We start from the raw sequence: 17,114 nt of genomic DNA, 5'->3' as shown, positions 1-17,114 counted from the left end.
GCATTCCCCCAACCGATAGGCTCGAACCCGTCGCCGACACGTCCACTCACTCAAGGAACGACGATGACATCGCCGGCTTCGAGCATGATGTTCTGCTCCAGCGCCTTGCCGCGACGGATATCCTTATAGTTGAACGGAATCGAGCGCTGCCCACCATTCTCCGTGCGCAGCACCTTGATGTGCTTCTCGTCCGCGAAAGGGGTCAATCCACCGGCCATGGCCAGCGCCTGGATGACGGTCACATCGCGGGTGACCAGCGGAAAATCGCCCGGCTTGTTGACACGCCCCATGACATAGATCCGATTGCCCGGAATCTCCTGTAGGGTCACGGTGACGACCGGATCCGAAATGTATTTCTTCAGCCGTTTCTTGAGCGCCTCGGTCAGCTCCTCAATGGTCAATCCGGATGCATTCAAATCGCCGGCCAGGGGGAACGAGATACCACCGTCCGGACGCACCAACACCAATTGTTCCAGACCAGGTTCCTGCCAAACCGAGACCGCGACGATGTCACCGGCCTGTAGACGATAGCCTTCGGGCACCGCCCGATCGGCCAGGGCGGGAATCGTAGCCGTGATCATGAATGACACCAGAAGCCCCAATGACAGCCCCAGCATCCAGGGGCGCGAAACGCTCGATCTCTTCAGCAGTGCCATCTCGATACACCTCGACTCCAGAATTCCATGAATGAATTACACCATCGCACTATAGGTTTTTCCAGCGACTTCGCCATTCGAGCGAACAGGTAGGGAACACACACGAACGACAGAACTTCACGTTCATCGCCGTCACCTCACTTCACTCTATAGCGCCTATTTCATCCGCAATCCCGCTCCAAAAGGCTCGCAGGTCAGCCGTTGGCGACACCATGCGGGACATGACCGGTCGCAACGTGAAGGCTCGCCGCCTCGCAGTGGGTCTCCTGATCGTCGAAAAAGATGTCGGCATCGAAAGCACGCAGAAAATCGGCCTTGCGCATGCCGCCGAGAAACAGCGCCTCGTCGATCCGAATGCCCCAGTCTCTCAGGGTGCGAATCACACGCTCGTGCGAAGGCGCACCACGCGAGGTCACCAGAGCCGTGCGCAGCGGAGAGGCGTCCTGGGGAAACAGCGCCTGAAGCCGATGGACGGCGAACAGGAATCCCTTGAACGGACCGCTGGCCAGCGGCTCGTGCGCCGAGGCGAACTCGCTCGCGTTGAACACATCGAGCCCTTCCCGACGAAACAGACGTTCCGCCTCATCCGAGAAAAGGACCGCGTCGCCGTCGAAGGCAATGCGCACCTGACCCTCGTGTGCCTCGGCCGAGGGTGCGGACGCAGGCAGGACGGTCGCCGCCGCGCAGCCCGCATCCAATGCGAGACGCACGTCCAGCGGATCGGCCGAGAGAAAGAGATGCGCCCCAAACGCCGAAACGTAGCGATAGGGACTCGCGCCCCCGGTGAAGGCCGCGCGGGTGATATCCAGGCCATGATGATGGGCCGATGTGAGGACCCGCAACCCCGTGTCCGAGCTGTTGCGCGACAGCAGGATGACCTCGACCCGCCCGCGCTGCTCCAGCGTGGCATTAAGGCTCATCAACTTCTTGACCAAGGGAAAGGCGACGCCGGGCGAGAGGATGTCCGACTCGTGGGCGACCTGATACTCGCGGTAGGCATCGACCCCCTGCGTCTCGAACACACGATGGGATTCGCTGAGATCGAACAGCGCCCGAGAGGAAATGGCGACGACCAGCCGAACCGCTTCGATATCCTTGGAGTCTACCGACATCGTCGACCTCGGAGGAGATGGATCGAAATTCCCGGGGTCAGCACACCTGACGGCGAATTCGAGGAATTACCAAGGCATGAACCCATTCATAAATTGCATCGGGCGACTGATGCTCTGATTCATGACCGCCATGTCGCGACGCATGGAAGAGGTCGAGGCCGTCATATTCTGCATCGAGCGATCCATGTTCTGCATGCTCGCCAGCATCGGCTCCAAGGCGTTCACGTCGCGCGCCATCGAATCGACGGAGACGGACATGGTCCGCATATCGGAACTCATCTGGGCCATGTTGTCCGAGATCGACTGCATGTTGCTGGCCAGCACCGTCATGTTGGTATCGACACTAATCGCCAGATAGTGCACGTCCTTCGCCAGACTGAACACCAAATAGAACCCATAGGCCGCAAGGATGATGAAGGCGAAGAGGCTGGGATAGACGATCAGCTCCCAACGCTTGGCGCTGGTCTCGAACGCCTGCGAGAGCCGATCGATCGCGAAGGCGTTGACCTGGGCATCGACACTATCGAGGTTCGCTGCCTGTCCATCGGCCGTCTGGACCGATGCGGTCGAGTCCGAGGGCTTCTCGTTGTCCGGCATATTGGGAATCGTGTCCTACCTTGCTGTGATGATGCGTGCGATCTGGTTATGCGTGCACGGAGCACCCGCGATAGAGCCGATCGGTCAGATCGGTCAGATCGGCTGGGAGCTTAACAGAATTGACCGGATGCGCAAAAAACACCGCCGGACAGGACATCTGCGCCCGCCAATGGCCAATGGCGCCCAACACACACGACATCAATGCGTGTCGCCCACGAGATGCGGATAGAGCGCAGCGGCCAATCCAAGAAACTCGCGTGCCGCCTTGCCGCGAGACTCGAGTTCGAAGACGGCCAGCCCCTCGCTGAACGAGCGACGAAAGACCGTGCGCTGCGACAAACGCGGCTTGATGAAACGGATACCCGGCAGCGAAACCAAGGCGGCGGCGGCCTCGTTGGTCTCCTGCACGGCATGGTGCGTATCGCCACGGTTGATGAAGCCCAGCATCTCGATCGGAGTCGAGCGCTCGACCTCGGAGACGGACTGGATGTAACGCTGCGTCGACCAGATATCGGCCTGCGAGGGCGGCACGGGGACCACCACCCGATCGCACAGCGACATGGCCAGGCGCATGCTTTCCATGTCCGAGGTCCCGACGTCGATCAGGGCCTCGTCCGCCGAGCGTAGCGTCTCCTCCGAGAGTGCGGCCCGATCTCTCACCTCCAGGCGCGGCGAGAACCCCTCCTCCTTGCGCACGTCGGCCACATCCGTCAGGGTCGCCTGGGGATCGGCGTCGACGAGCATGACGTCCAGTTCCGCCATCGCCAGCCAAACGGCGAGATTGAAGGTCACGGTGCTCTTACCGGACCCGCCTTTCAAACTACCGACGATCGTAATCATGTCATTCTTCCGAAGAAGGGCCTGTCATCCCGTGATCCGCTGACGGACTACTGCTGCGTCGGGGGCGACTCCAAACGGCTATAGCCAGCCGGAATGCCGAACAGTGCGTCCGGTTGGTCACCGACCTGAATCGCGTCGAGCTCTCGGACATAGCCGCCAGGGAATTCCTCGCGCACCGAAAGCTTCAGCTCGGGGTCGTACCACTGAAAGGTCTTCACCGGCTGCTGATTGGGCGCGGAGCTCGTCATCTCCCACTTCTCCACGGCGCGCCCGTCGATGGTCTCCTTGCCAAGCATCCGCAGCTCCATGGATTGGCCATTGGGCATCTGGTACTTGAGCGGCAGACCGCGCTCGACATCGAGCCACTGGACACCCGTGAGGGTCCGACCGTCGCGCACGACCGACATCTCCCACTTTACCGCCGCGCGTCCACCGACATCCTCCTCGCCGACCTTGCGGCAATTCACACCTTCCAGTCCCGCGCAGGGATCGGCGTTGGCCGACGCGGGCGAATCCTGCTGACTGGATGCCAGGTCGCGCTCCATGTAAGCCTTGCGGTCGGGGAAGAGCAGCAGCTCGCGGCCCTGATTCTGATCGGTGATGCGCACGACCTCCTTGCCCTGCTGGGTCATTTCCACACGCATCCGGCGATCGCCCACGTACATCTTGCCGGTCGAGACCTGACCGTCCGGTCCTCGACTGACCATGTCGGCCGAGAATTGGGTTCCCGCGATCTGCGCGCCAGCCGTCGTGACGACTGCCGACGACAGGAAGGCCGCAATCTGAACGTATCTTCGCATTCTCATCATGCCTCGCTCCCCTGATGTCTTCGTCTCAAAGCGATTGTCGGAGAACATCCGACCCGTAGATTGATCGGTTGCCGCTCCTCGTCACACCGTCCTTTGCGGACTGGTTGCGGTCATCTGCCAGCCGAGCTTGGGGTAAGGGAAACCCTGTCCAGCCCGAGTCAACGCCAGCCGCCGGGCTGGTTATACCAGTCGCCATCCGGCGGCTGCATCGAATCGTAGAGATCCGCCGGACGCCGGCCCTCCTCGCCGGAGTCGAACGGACGCCAGACCGAATCCCTCTCCTCGGTGGCCGATCGACGCTCCGCGTCCGTGAGCGGACGAAAGCGATACCGGCTCGCGTCCTCGCCAGGACGGACGGCCCCATTCAACGAGGGATCGTCACGAAAACGATAGCCTTGGGCCGGAACCGAGTCGGAGAACCCCGCCCCCACCGCAACGGAACCGTCCCGCCAGCTCGAACCGACCGAGCCTTCCGAGCGAACCCCGTAGCCATCGCTCGCAGACGGCACCTCGCCCCTCGGAGCGAAGCGCCACGCATCCGCGTCCTCGGGCGAATAGACGTCACCCGGCGAAGGCGCTTCATGGACAATGGGACGACCACGCCAACTGTCCGCGACCGAAGGCTCACCCCAAGAGCGAGAACCCGAGGACGGCGCGGCGGACCAACTCCAATCCGAGGCCGATTGGGCGAGGCACTCCAGGCTAAAACAACAGCTGAGCGCGATGATCAAACCGCGCCCCCGCAAGCCCGAGCGAACGCCCCGCTCCAAGCCGGAAAGGATCCAGAGGCTCACGCGTCAGCTCCGATCGGGATCCGTATCGTCATCGACCTTGAGACGGATCCCGCGCCGAGGCGACTTCTTCTGGGTCGCACCGCCCGCCGCCTTGGCCGGAGCCGTCTGCGAGGAGGCGGCCGTTTTCTTGCTCGCCGCCTTTTTCGTCGCCGTTTTCTTGCTTGCGGTCTTCTTGGCCGCCGGCTTCTTGGCCACCGACTTTTTGGCGGCCGTTTTCTTGGCCGGAGGAGGCACCGCCGATTCGGGCGCCGCACCCGCGTCCAGCGCAGCCGGTACCGTCGGCGGCTCCGGCTCAGGGGCGAGCGGGGTTTCGGGGCGAGCGGGCTCGGCGGCTGGTGGCTGCTCAACCGGCTCGGGACGCACGGGTCGCGCCTTGGGCTTGGTCTTGCGCAGCCCCTTCAAGGCATCGAACAGGAGCAGGAAGATGCCTCGAATCGCATAGAGAAACAGCACGAAGAACTCGACCAGCGTGCCGAACAGACGCCGCAAACGCCCGGTCTTCACCGCCTTCGCGACCCGCGCGGCACCGGCCTCCACCCGACAGGGCATTTCGACGCCGGGCGGCATGCCCGCACCGGCGACCATGCACATATCCTCCTTCGCCGCGACGCAGCCCAGCGGAATCACGATCAGAGTCAACATGGTCGAGACCAATACGCCGGACAGCAGCGAGATGGCCATGCCCTGGAAGATCGGGTCCGTGATGATGACGCTGGACCCGGCCACCAGCGCCAGGGCGGTGATGAGGATCGGACGCGTCCGGATCTTACAGGAGCGGATCATGGCCTCGGCCACCGGTACGCCCTTCTGGATCTCGTGGATCGCGAAGTCGACCAGCAGGATGGAATTGCGCACGATGATACCGGCCAGCGCGATCCAACCGATCATCGAGGTCGCGGTGAACTCGCCACCGATTCCCAGGGCGAACATCACCGAATGGGCCGGAATGATGCCCAGCAGGGTCAGCGGAATGGGCGCCATGATGACGAGCGGGATACGGAAGTTTCCGAACTCCCAAACCACCAGGATATAGATGAGGACCAGCGCCACGCCGAAGGCCGCACCCATGTCGCGGAAGGTCTCGTAGGTCACGGTCCATTCGCCGCCCCACTCCCACGCCAGGCGGCTGTTGTCGGGCGGTGGGCCGAGCCAATAGAAGGCGTCATCGAAGCCTCCACCGGCCGCCGGCTTGGAGCCGTCGGGCGCCGTATAGTTCTGCGCCGCCATCAGGTCCTGAATCTGGAACATGGCATAGACGGGCGCCGCCAGACGGCCGCCGACATCCGAGACCACGAACTCGACCGGCCGCAGATCCTTGTGATAGATGAGATCCTCCTCGGGCGTGCGCTGGAAGAATCCAAGCTCGCTCAGAGGCACGGTGAAGCCTTGATTCGACTGGATCGGCAGATCGCCGAGACGCTGGATCTCGGAACGCTCGGCCAACGGCACCTGCAGCGCGATCTGGATCGGCTCGTGCCCGCTCTGGCGCCCGGCCTGCTGTTTGATGTCGCCCATCGGAGAGCCGCCGAGCGCCATCGACAGATTGCGGTTGATGGTATCGACCGAAATGCCGCGACGCACCGCCTTCTCGGTATCGACGTTGAAGCGCCAGTAATCGAAGGGATCTCGCAGATAGTTGTCGACGTCGCGCGTGCTCTCGGCCTGGGCGAAGAAGTCCGTCACCTCGCGCGCGAACCGATGCCTCAGTTCGGTGTTCGGTCCATAGATCTCGGCCACCACCGACTGGAGAACCGGCGGCCCCGGCGGCATCTCGACCACGGCGATCCGGGCACCGGTGCCGGACATTATGGGTTCCAACAGCTTGCGCGCCTCGACCGCGATCTCGTGACTGCTGCGTTCGCGCTCATGCTTGTCGCTGAGCTGGACCTGAAGCTCGGCCTGCCAAGGATCGGAACGCAGATAGTAGTGACGGACCATGCCGTTGAAGTCGAAGGGTCGCGCGGTGCCCACATAGAGCTGCATCGCGGTCACCTCCGGGACCCCCTTGATCCGCTCGGCCATGCGATGGGCCAGGTTGGCCGTGACCGGCAGCGCGGTGCCCTCGGGCATATCGATGACCACCGAGAACTCGGGCTTGTTGTCGAGCGGCAGCATCTTGACCGCCACCCAGTGGAAGTAGAAGAAGGAGCAGGTGAACAGAAAGGCGCCCCAAAGCGTCAGCCGGAAGATGGCGCGCTTGCGCGAATTCTCCATCAGCGGGGTCAGGATCCGCCGGAAGAAGCGTTCCAGACGCTCGGCGTCGCGGTGCTCGCGCTTCTCGGCGGCGTTCAGATAGCGCATCGAGGGGCGCAGCCACTTGGAGATCGCCAGGTAGGGCGTGAAGACGAAGGCCGCGAACAGCGAGATGAACATGGCCACCGAGCCGAGCTTGGGGATCGGCGCCATGTAAGGCCCCATCATGCCGCTGACGAAGCCCATCGGCAGCAGCGCCGCGATGACGGTGAAGGTGGCGAGAATGGTCGGGTTGCCGACCTCGCGCACGGCGTCGACCGCCGTCTCGTCGTCGGTACGCCCCTCCTCCAGCCAGCGCCGGTAGATGTTCTCGACCACCACGATAGCGTCGTCGACCAGGATGCCGATCGAGAAAATGAGCGCGAACAGACTCACCCGGTCGATGGTCATGCCCCAGATCCAGGCGACGAAGACCGTCATGAAGAGCACGACCGGAATGACCAGCATGACGACGATCGCCGGACGCAGCGCACGGAAGGCCACCAGCACCAGCAAGAAGACGAAGCCGGTCGCGACGATCAGCTTGAAGATCAGCTCGTTGACCTTGTCGTTGGCGGTCTCGCCGTAGTTGCGGGTGACGCTCACCTCGACGTTGTCGGGAATGCGCGACCCCTTCAGCTCCTCGACCTTGTCGATGATCGCATTGGCGACGGTGACGCCGTTGGTCAGCTCCTTCTTGGCGATGGCGATGGTCACGGCAGGACGGCCGTCGGCCCGCTCGACATCCTCGGCGGAGGCGCCGCTGTAATAGCTGACGAGCTGCGAGGCATCCTCCTCGGGACCGAGCCGGATATCGGCAACGTCGTGCAGATAGACGGGGACGTCGTTGTAGGTCCCGACCACCAGACGGGCGATGTCCTCGACCCCGGTCAGGAAGGCGCCCGTGGTCACCGAGAAGCGCGAGCCGCTCACCTCGACGCCGCCGGCGGTGGTCTCGGCATTGGCGCCCTTGATGGTCTGGGCGACCTGATCGAGGCTGATGCGATAGCCCGACAATCGCTCGGGCGAGACGTTGATGGTCACCTGCTCGCGACGACCGCCGACGATGAAGGCGTTGCCCGTGTCGGGGACCTGCTTGAGCGCCTGGAGCACGTCCTGGGCGAGCAGACGCAACTGGGCGTCGTCGACGTCGGCCGCACCGTCGCGGTCGAGATCCTTGGACCAGAGCGTCAGCGTGACGATGGGAACGTCGTCGATTCCCTTGCTCTTGACCAGCGGGGGCAGAACTCCGGGCGGAATCTTGTCCATGTTGGAGGCGAGCCGGTCGTTCACCTTGACCAGCGAGGGCCCCATCTCCTCGCCGACGTCGAACTCGACCGTGACCAGCCCCTGCCCGCGCTGCGCCACCGAATAGACGTGCTTGATGCCGGCGATCTCGCTCATGATCCGCTCGAGCGGCTGGACCGCGAGGTTGGCGACCTGCTGTGCCGAGGCGCCCGGATACTGCACCATGATGTCGATCATGGGGACCGAGATCTGCGGATCCTCCTGACGCGGCGTCAGGATGAGCCCCAGCAGCCCCATCATGAGCATGGCGACATAGAACAGCGGGGAAAGCGGGGAACGAATGAAGAATTTGGCCGTGCGGCCGGCAACGCCCAATTGCTCGGACTTCGACGGCAACGGGCGTTCTTGCGAAGACTGTGCGCTGAGATCTTGACTCATATCCATCCAATCCAGACTGTCCAGGCCGATGCCACGCGGTCGCGGCCGGCTGAGAGATGTATCGCCGATCGCATCAGCGGTCGGCAGCTCCTCCCTTCGACCAACCGGCCGTCACCCCAGGGTCGGGATTGAGCAGAATCCGCTCGCCCGCGCGCAGTCCGCTGAGAACCGTGATGAGACCATCGTTCAGCTCCTCGCCGACGCGGATCAAACGCAGCTGCGGTCGACCGCTGTCGTCGAGCACATAGACGCCTGGAAGACTGCCGTTGTAGCGCACGGCGTTCTTCGGAATCACCGGATTGGACTTGACCGGGGCGTTGACGTCGGAAACCAATACCTTGGCGTACATGCCGGGCTCCGAGACGCCCTGCGGAAGGTCGAACTTGACCTTCACCGTATGGCGCTGCGGGTCGGCCATGGGATAGATCTGAGCCACCCGGACCGGCACGCGCCGATCGCCCGGATCGATCTCGGCCGGAATCATCTGACCCTCGCGCAAGCCGGGGCGAAGACGCGCCGGTACGTCCACCTCGACCTGGAGAAACTCGATGTCGGCGAAATTGATCAGCGGCTGACCGGGCTGAACCGTATCGCCCACCTCGACGAACTTCTTGACGATGACGCCGGCGAAGGGCGAGATGCTGCGCGCATCGCGAATCTTGGAGTCGAGCGCCTGCAACTCCGCCTGCAGCCGCATCATGGCGCTCTGCGCTTCCTGGATCTGGATACCGGAGGCGAACAGATCGGCCGAACGCTCGGTGGAGTGGTCGCGTTCGCCGACGAAGCTCTCCACCGGACGGGTGAACATCTGGTCGAACAGGTTGGGCAGCCCCATGCCACCGGGGGCGTTCCGGGACTGGGGAGAATAGATCTCGCGCGTGTACTGCACCCCGGCATTGCGCAACTTGGCGTCGGCGCTGGCCATCTGGGCGAGCAGCGCACGACGGTTGGCGAGCAGTTCCTCGTCGTCGATGGCGACCAGCAGCTTGCCCTCTTCGAAGGAATTGCCCTCGCGGCCGGCGATGAAGGTCACCCGCCCAGGCAGCTGAGCCGAGAGCGTGACCTCCTTATAGGGCACCACGGTTCCACCCACCGATACCGTGGGCACCCCCTGGGTCTGTTGAACGACGAAAGACTCCCCGACCTGTCCGAGCACCAACCCCGGGACAACCGCCAAGGCAAAGGCGAACAGGCGCACAGCGGGCGCGTTACTCATCTGTATTCCCATCGGATCGCACACCAAATGATACTTCTTATATTTGAGTCGAATGCCCGACGGGCATGGATGCGGTCGGACCTGAATGGCGAGGACATCGGGCCCTGCGTCGCACATGGCGCCCGTCTCGGGGAGAGGCCGACTGGACTCGGATGAACGCCAGACGGACCACGCACCGCGCGGGATCGCAGGCCGCTCGCTTCCGTTGCCTCGCCCATGCCTCGCGGCGCAGTTGCGCAGTATGCATTCAGCACATGACCACATTCAAGCCGAGGGCAAGCCCCAAGGCGCGAACCCGGATCGAATTCGGTCCGCAAATTCCCTCGCCAGACAGGCGGCTACCGTCTCGGGCGAGGATGGGTGTAACATCGCGATCCACTGCGCAAGCGCCCGACGCGGTCTCGCGACATACGCCGGTTTCCACCATCATCAGCCCACCCTGTCCGCTGCGGTTTGTTCGACGACCGCCCAGAAATACCTGAGGAGCCCATCCATGACGTCCACGTCCGACGCCCTTCAGCAACGCCTCCAAGAACTGGAATCGCATCTGTCCCAGGAGAACCCCGTCCTGCTCAGCGCGGTGCAGAGCTTCAGGGCGATCGATCAGGTCGCTTACCGCATGGGGTTGCTGGAATCCAATCAATCCTTCGCCAATCAGATCCCCTGGTGGCCGCTGATCTCCATCCTGGGCACCTTCTCCGCCGGCAAGTCGACCTTCGTCAACCATTACCTCGGACGCAAGCTGCAGCGCACGGGCAACCAGGCGGTCGACGATCGCTTCACCGTCGTCGTCTACAGCCCCGAGGAGACGAGCCACACCCTGCCCGGCGTCTCGCTCGATTCGGATCCGCGCTTCCCCTTCTTCCGCATGTCGCAGTCCATCGAAGAGGTGGCCAACGGCGAGGGCAGCCGGATCGACGCCTACCTCCAGCTCAAGACCGCCCGTAGCGAACGGCTGCGCGGCAAGATCCTGATCGACTCGCCCGGATTCGACGCCGACGCCCAGCGCACGGCGGTGCTGCGCATCACCAACCACATGATCGACCTGTCCGATCTGGTCCTGGTCTTCTTCGACGCGCGCCACCCCGAACCGGGCGCCATGCGCGACACGCTGAAGCATCTGGTCGGCGACACCATCAACCGCTCCGATTCCGGCAAGTTCCTCTACATCCTCAACCAGCTCGACTCGACCGCAGGCGAGGACAACCCGGAAGACGTGGTCGCCGCCTGGCTGCGCGCCATGGGCGAGGCGGGCCTCACGGCCGGGCGCTTCTATACCATCTACAGCCCGGACGTCGATACCTATATCAAGGACGAGTATCGCCGCAAGCGCTTCGAGAAGAAGCGCGACGAGGATCTGGGCGAGATCTATCAGCGCATGGAGCAGGTCGAGATCGAGCGCGCCTACCGCATCATTGCCGCACTGCGCAATACCGCCACCGAATTCACCCGCGACACGGTCGGCCTACTGAACGGGGCGCTACGCAAGTGGCGTCGCCGCACCCTCGCCGCCGACGCGTTCCTGCTGATCGGTGCCGTCGTCGGGTTCATGACCTGGAGCCTGAGCGCGGACCAGTGGCACGGTCTGGTCTACGAGGCACAGTGGCTCGATCTGGTGAAGAGCGTCCCCTGGGGGCTCGAAGGCTTCGAGGGCGCGCTGGCGCTGATCGCAATCCTGATCCATTTCGGCGTGCGCCGTCTCGCTGCCGCAAGCCTCATGCCCGGGCTGCGCAAGGAGGTCGAGAAGCGCAATCCGCCCGGCGACGTCATCGCCGCCTTCCAGCACAACACGCGGTTCTGGCGCACCGTACTGCTCGGACGGGCATTCGGCTGGAGCAGCGGATCGCGCTCCGAGATCGACGAGGTCTTCCAGGGCTGCGAAAGCTATATCCAGACCCTGAACGCGAGCTTCACCAATCCCAAGGGCGTGAAAGACAACACCTGGCAGCAATCGCCCACGCCCACCAACAGCCGCGATCTGAGCGAGATGGAGCCCGAACCCGCCTGAAACCGAGCCAATCGCTCGCTTCCACGCTCCTCGGCAGACAGGGAAAACGCCTGTCTGCCGAGGAGCGTTTCGCCCATGAAGATCGCGATCAGGCGACCTCTGCCAACCCGCAAGGCGCACACGCCCATCGCACGCGGCTCGATCCAGCGACAGCAACTCCGATCACGCATATCGCCGCCGACGCCGTTCCCCGAGAGACCCGATGGACCGCACCAGCCATTGCCCCGATTGTTTTCAGTCCCCCGCCCCCGATCCGGTCTGCGCTCATTGCGGATTCGACTCGAGCGCCTATGTACATGACGCCAGCCTGCTCGCGCCCTTCACCAGGCTCGGCGGCGGACTCTATCTGGTCGGCCGCGTCCTTGGCCGGCCGGGCGGTTTCGGGGTGGTCTATGCCGGATGGCAAGCCCGAATCGGCAAACCGGTCGCCATCAAAGAGTTCTTTCCCTCCACCTTCAATCCATTGGCCAGACGCAACGGACAGGACAGCCTGTCCGTGTTCCCGCTCGACCCGGATGCATTCGAACGCTGGAAGGCGCGCTTTCTGGAAGAGGCACGACTACTGGCGCAGCTCGACCACCCAGGCATCGTCCAGGCCCATGATGTGCTGGAGGAAAACAAAACCGCCTATCTGGTGATGGAACGTCTCGGGGGGCAGACCTTGGCGGATACACTCGGCGGGCTTCGGCAAACCGGTACGGGACTGGTGCTGGAACGTCGGCTACCCGCCGCCCAAGCGCTTCCGCTGCTGCTCTCGGCGTTGGATGGATTGGCCTACCTGCATCGCCAACCCGAACCCAAGGGACCGATCCTGCACCTGGACCTGACCCCCAACAACCTCGTTCTACAACGGGACCCGATATCGAACGCACCCGATCCAGGGCGTATCAAATTGCTCGATTTCGGCCTGGCGCGCACAGGCGAGCGGATTGCGGGAAACGCCTCGATCGGCGCCGGGGTCGGACATCCGAACTTCATGCCTCCGGAGCAGGCCGACCGCCAACGCCAGCAGCCCGTCACGCCAGCAGCGGACGCCTACACCCTGGGCGCCACGCTCTACACCGCCCTGACCGCCGTTGCGCCACCAGCTGCAGAAGCACGCCGTGCCGGCGCACCGCTCGCCGATCTGACTGCACGGGTCCCGGAACTGGACCCAGGGGTGGCTCGCGTCCTGATGGACTGTCTGCACCTGGCGGCCGACCAACGCCCTCGGGATGCGCTGGACCTGCAAGCCCGGCTGGCGGCGCTGACTCAACTGCCACCTCCGCCGCCACCCGCACCAACCGCCACCCAACATCCGGTATCGACTCACGATACGTATGAGACCCCATCCCCCTCAGCCGCCTCGCCGAGCGCCGTTGATGCGTCGGACGGCGAGCCCGAACGCCCGCAGCACGGCACGCGGGGACGCAAAAAAGGACTGCTCGCATTGATCTTGATGGGCGCCATCATCGCAGGCGGTTGGTCTCTTTGGGCCGCTATGTTCCCAGCGTCCGATGAGGAACCACACCCTATTCCTGTGACGCCAATCCCCAAACCGCCAGTCAAACCGCAGGGCGAGCTGATCGTGCGCTCCAACGTCAGTGGAGACACCTGGTATCTGGACGGACGCCGTATTGGCCCGACGAGTCCCGAACCCTACGAAGCCGCAGCGGGGACACACAGCATCCGCATCGAGAAGCCAGGCTTTTTTCACTATGAGGCCCAGGTTGATCTAACGCCTGGTGAGCTGCGTACAGTGCGCGCGGAGCTGACCCCGGCCCCCGAGATGATTGAAATTCAAGGTGGATGCTTTCAGATGGGAAGCTCGGCGGATGAAACCGAGCGCCTTGAGGACGAGCGCCAACACCAAGTCTGTGTCCAAGACTTCCTCCTGGGCAGACATGAAGTCACGGTCGACGAGTTCAGACGGTTCGTCGAAGCGACGGGATACCACACGGACGCGGAGCGCAATGCGGGGGACCTTGAGGGCTGCTTTGCGGACTACGACCAAGAGAAGCGTTGGACGTCGTGGCGCGCCAGGGCAGACGCGAATTGGCACACCCTAAACCCCGATCAATACGACCAGCATCTTCATCCGGTCGCCTGCGTAAGCTGGTACGACGCCCAAGCCTACATCGCCTGGCTCAACGCGCAGGGCAAAGGTCGCTACCGGCTGCCAACCGAAGCGGAATGGGAATATGCCGCCCGCGCGGGGACGCGAGGCGCGCGTTATTGGGGCGATGCCGTGGATGCCAGGGCCTGCCAATACGCCAACATCGCCGACAAGGCGCATGGCTGGAAGCTGGGCTTTCCCTGTGACGATGGTTACGAATGGTCCGCCCCGGTCGGCAGCTTCCGAGCCAACCCCTGGGGGCTGGAGGACATGCTCGGCAATGTCTGGGAGTGGACCTGCTCGGTCTACGATAAACGCTATGGCGGAGCCGAGAGTCGGTGTGCCGATGAAACCAATCCCGGCCGCCGGTCGCTCCGGGGCAGCTCCTGGTTCAACGCCGCACCGAACTGGGTGCGCTCCGCGCTCCGAGGCAGTAACAAGCCGGGCTACCGCTACGCCGATATCGGCTTTCGACTCGCCCGGGATCCACGTTAGCCGGATCTCGTCGGCCGATACTCCGCCCCCACCATCATCCAGCCACTCGTCAGCCCGATCAGCAGCAGGGGCAAGGCAAAGAATAGAAGGTGGCTGTTGCCGCTGGCGATGAAGGTCATGGGCTGTCCCATGACCGGCAGGAGCCCGAGCACATTGCCCCATGCGATGAGCGCATGGGCGATGAAGAGCCAGGCCAAAGCGAATAGGGCGAACGACAAAAAGACGCCAAGCCCCTGTTGGGCGACGTCCTGACGGCGACCCCAGGCGGATAGACGCTCGCTCAACGCAAACAGGGATCCGGCGAACAACAATTGAAGCAGCAGGACGAGGATGCCGCCGACGGAACCGGCGCGATCGAGCACGAAGGCCCCGATGAAATCGTTCTGGACCACGGGTACCCCCATCACGGCACCATTCCAACCGAATGGACCGGTCACTGGCCCCATGCGCCCTCCCTCGGCGGCCAGATCCAAGGCCAACCTGACCTGATAGCCGCTCTCGGGAAAACGCTCGGGCTGCGCCCAGGCCATGAGTCGGGCATATTGCGGAAACCAGCGCGGCAGCGTGTCCGGATCGGCGTGGATCCAGATCAGGAAACCGAGCCCCAGCAGACTCGCCCCGGCGATCCCGATCCGGGTCCATCGCGCACCCCGGCTCGGCACACCCAGCGGATGGGGCGCGACCAGCCACATCCCTGGGAGCACCAGCATCAGGAGCAGCAAGGCCGGCGACATGTCATGCACCGCCCAGAGCAATGCCAAGGCAAACGCCAGGAAGAAGAAGGCGATCCCGGTCAACTCCAGGCTGGAGCGCAGCGGCGCGGCGCGATGGTAGCTGCCGAGACCGGCACGCCGCGCCCACATACGTCGCGCCACATAGGCGAGCAGCAGTGCCGTGAGGATCTTGACGCCTTCGACCGGTTGCACGCCAGCCAGGCCCTCCTCTTGCCCGAACAGCCCCTGAGCCAGCAAGACGAGCGCAGCGCCCGACAAGAGCGAGAGACGCACACGTCTCCAGGCGGCGGATGCCTCCGGATCGGTCAGCTGAGTCGCCAAGCGTTCGAAGGTCTCGCGCCGGACTAGGGTCAGCGGGACGATCGACCAGCCCATCAGGGCCAACAGACGCCAGTGGTCCTGGGCGATCAGGAGCCAACGGGTATCGTCGCCGCCAAGCCCCAGTTGTCCCTGTACCAGCGCACCGACCAAGACCAGGCCCAGTGCGGCCGACCACAACCAGCCGACAGGACCGGCGAGCCGGCCGCCGAGACCGAGCAGCAGCGTCGCCAGCCCCCACCCCAGACCGATCGACATCAACAACCACGCCGGTGAAACGAGACCGGTCCAGGCGGTCGCCAAGGTCAGGATGCCGAACAGAGGAGCCGGCACCGAAGCGATCAGCCGAACGCCAAGCGGCATCTGCCCATACGGCCTGGGCCGACGCAGTTCGAGCACTCCGGCCACCAAGGCCAAGACCAGCGCGGCACAGCACCAAGGCCAGTGCCCGACCATCCATTCGGTCATCGACGGCATAGCAGCGGTCGGCGCGTATGGCCGCCAGTCCGGCGACACGCGCTCATCTCGCGAAACAGGCGGCGTCACCTCGCGTCCCTCCGGCCAGACGTCGGTTCCTCGGGTCGGTACGAGTATCAGAGTCGAGCCATTGGACCCTGCATCCGTCCAGTCGAGCCTGTAGCTGGTGCGCCCCAATATCAGACGCTGTGCCGACTCGACCGGGTCGTCGAGACGCCACTCCAAATCTCCGAAGCCACGCCACCGCTGTTCGCCGGCGCGAGAGAAGCGGACCTCGGCCGTTCCTGGGGCCAGCCAAAAACGCCCCTCGGACCAGAGCACACGGACGCCTTTGGCAGGCAGACCAGGCAAGGACCAGCGCGTCGGACAAGGAACCTGGCCGCCGATCGAAAACAGGGCGATCTCGGCCTTGGGCCGCACCCGACGCATCCACCAATCGCCGCCTTCATCCGGGCAGCCGGAAAAGCGTCCCTGTTCCTGGACGAGCGCTCCCGCTTCCCAACGGGCGCGACCAGAGGGTGCGGAAAGAATCAGACGATCCGCCCGGGCCTCGGTCACCTCGATCACCCTGCCATCCAGGCTCAGACGATCACCTGGGGCTAGAGACCAGCGGCGCAGATAGCGCGTGGGATGCATGGCCGTTGGCGCATCGACCCGACGTCGATCGGACACATTGGCTGCCCACCAGCCCGACTGGTCGTGTCGCACGCGCAGATGATCCAAGACGGCGGAATCGCTGCCTGGTCGCTGCCCCAATTCTTTCCGCCCAAGAATCAGGGGGCTCTCATCCGCCCCAAGCGCAATCGTCACCTTCGCCACGACCGAGCCGCTTGGCGCATGCGCCAGCAGCAACCAAGCCGCATAGCCGTAACCAAGCAACAGTAGAACCGCCAACGAAAAGGGACCGAGCGAGCGATCTTGATGCATGTGCGAATTCAGGAACCCAGAGTACACTCGCCGCTCAGACTTCGAGGAACAGGGGCGGAAGTCGCGCGGTCAAGTCGGTTTAAGGAGACACCGATCGGCCACGAAGATCATACCGTTC

11 protein-coding genes are annotated in these 17,114 nt (G+C 63.9%); 2 read left to right on the top strand and 9 right to left on the bottom strand.

All coding sequences use genetic code 11. The features are described from left to right. Positions 1–50 precede the first annotated feature (50 nt). The 8 genes from ACFSJC_RS03345 to ACFSJC_RS03310 form a co-directional block, all read right to left on the bottom strand. A complete protein-coding gene (locus ACFSJC_RS03345) occupies positions 51–656 on the bottom strand; it encodes a polysaccharide biosynthesis/export family protein (RefSeq protein WP_386023200.1) in 606 nt (201 codons plus the stop codon). A gap of 194 nt (positions 657–850) precedes the next feature. Continuing rightward, positions 851–1,768, bottom strand: a complete 918-nt coding sequence (locus ACFSJC_RS03340) for a 5'-nucleotidase (RefSeq protein WP_386023197.1) — start codon at positions 1,766–1,768, stop codon at positions 851–853. A 66-nt stretch (positions 1,769–1,834) separates the two neighbouring features. Continuing rightward, positions 1,835–2,365: a hypothetical protein gene (locus ACFSJC_RS03335; RefSeq protein WP_386023194.1), complete on the bottom strand. Its 531-nt coding sequence runs from the start codon at positions 2,363–2,365 to the stop codon at positions 1,835–1,837. 198 nt (positions 2,366–2,563) lie between these two features. After that, positions 2,564–3,205: a nucleotide-binding protein gene (locus ACFSJC_RS03330; protein WP_386023191.1), complete on the bottom strand. Its 642-nt coding sequence runs from the start codon at positions 3,203–3,205 to the stop codon at positions 2,564–2,566. Between the two features lie 47 nt (positions 3,206–3,252). Continuing rightward, positions 3,253–4,014, bottom strand: a complete 762-nt coding sequence (locus ACFSJC_RS03325; protein WP_386023189.1) for a LolA-like protein — start codon at positions 4,012–4,014, stop codon at positions 3,253–3,255. 158 nt (positions 4,015–4,172) lie between these two features. Continuing rightward, positions 4,173–4,523: a hypothetical protein gene (locus ACFSJC_RS03320; protein ID WP_386023186.1), complete on the bottom strand. Its 351-nt coding sequence runs from the start codon at positions 4,521–4,523 to the stop codon at positions 4,173–4,175. Positions 4,524–4,811: 288 nt separating this feature from the next. Then, positions 4,812–8,726 (bottom strand): efflux RND transporter permease subunit, encoded by a 3,915-nt coding sequence (locus ACFSJC_RS03315; protein ID WP_386023183.1) that lies wholly within the window; start codon positions 8,724–8,726, stop codon positions 4,812–4,814. Positions 8,727–8,799: 73 nt separating this feature from the next. Further along, positions 8,800–9,942, bottom strand: a complete 1,143-nt coding sequence (locus tag ACFSJC_RS03310; RefSeq protein WP_386023180.1) for an efflux RND transporter periplasmic adaptor subunit — start codon at positions 9,940–9,942, stop codon at positions 8,800–8,802. Positions 9,943–10,435: 493 nt separating this feature from the next. Here ACFSJC_RS03310 and ACFSJC_RS03305 point away from each other — a divergent pair, with 493 nt between their 5' ends. Further along, positions 10,436–11,950: a dynamin family protein gene (locus ACFSJC_RS03305; protein WP_386023177.1), complete on the top strand. Its 1,515-nt coding sequence runs from the start codon at positions 10,436–10,438 to the stop codon at positions 11,948–11,950. 202 nt (positions 11,951–12,152) lie between these two features. Then, the gene (locus ACFSJC_RS03300) at positions 12,153–14,540 is read left to right on the top strand and encodes an SUMF1/EgtB/PvdO family nonheme iron enzyme (protein WP_386023174.1); all 2,388 of its coding nucleotides are present in this window, start codon (positions 12,153–12,155) and stop codon (positions 14,538–14,540) included. Here the strand turns inward: ACFSJC_RS03300 and ACFSJC_RS03295 are convergent. Beyond that, positions 14,537–16,996: an FtsW/RodA/SpoVE family cell cycle protein gene (locus ACFSJC_RS03295; protein ID WP_386023171.1), complete on the bottom strand. Its 2,460-nt coding sequence runs from the start codon at positions 16,994–16,996 to the stop codon at positions 14,537–14,539. The genes ACFSJC_RS03300 and ACFSJC_RS03295 overlap by 4 nt on opposite strands. Between the last annotated feature and the right edge of the window lie 118 nt (positions 16,997–17,114).

The sequence above is a fragment of the Thiorhodococcus fuscus genome, from assembly GCF_042682685.1.
Taxonomy (GTDB): Bacteria; Pseudomonadota; Gammaproteobacteria; order Chromatiales; family Chromatiaceae; genus Imhoffiella; species Imhoffiella fuscus.
Note: the sequence above shows the minus strand (reverse complement) of the source record. Positions and strands in the feature narration are given on the sequence as shown.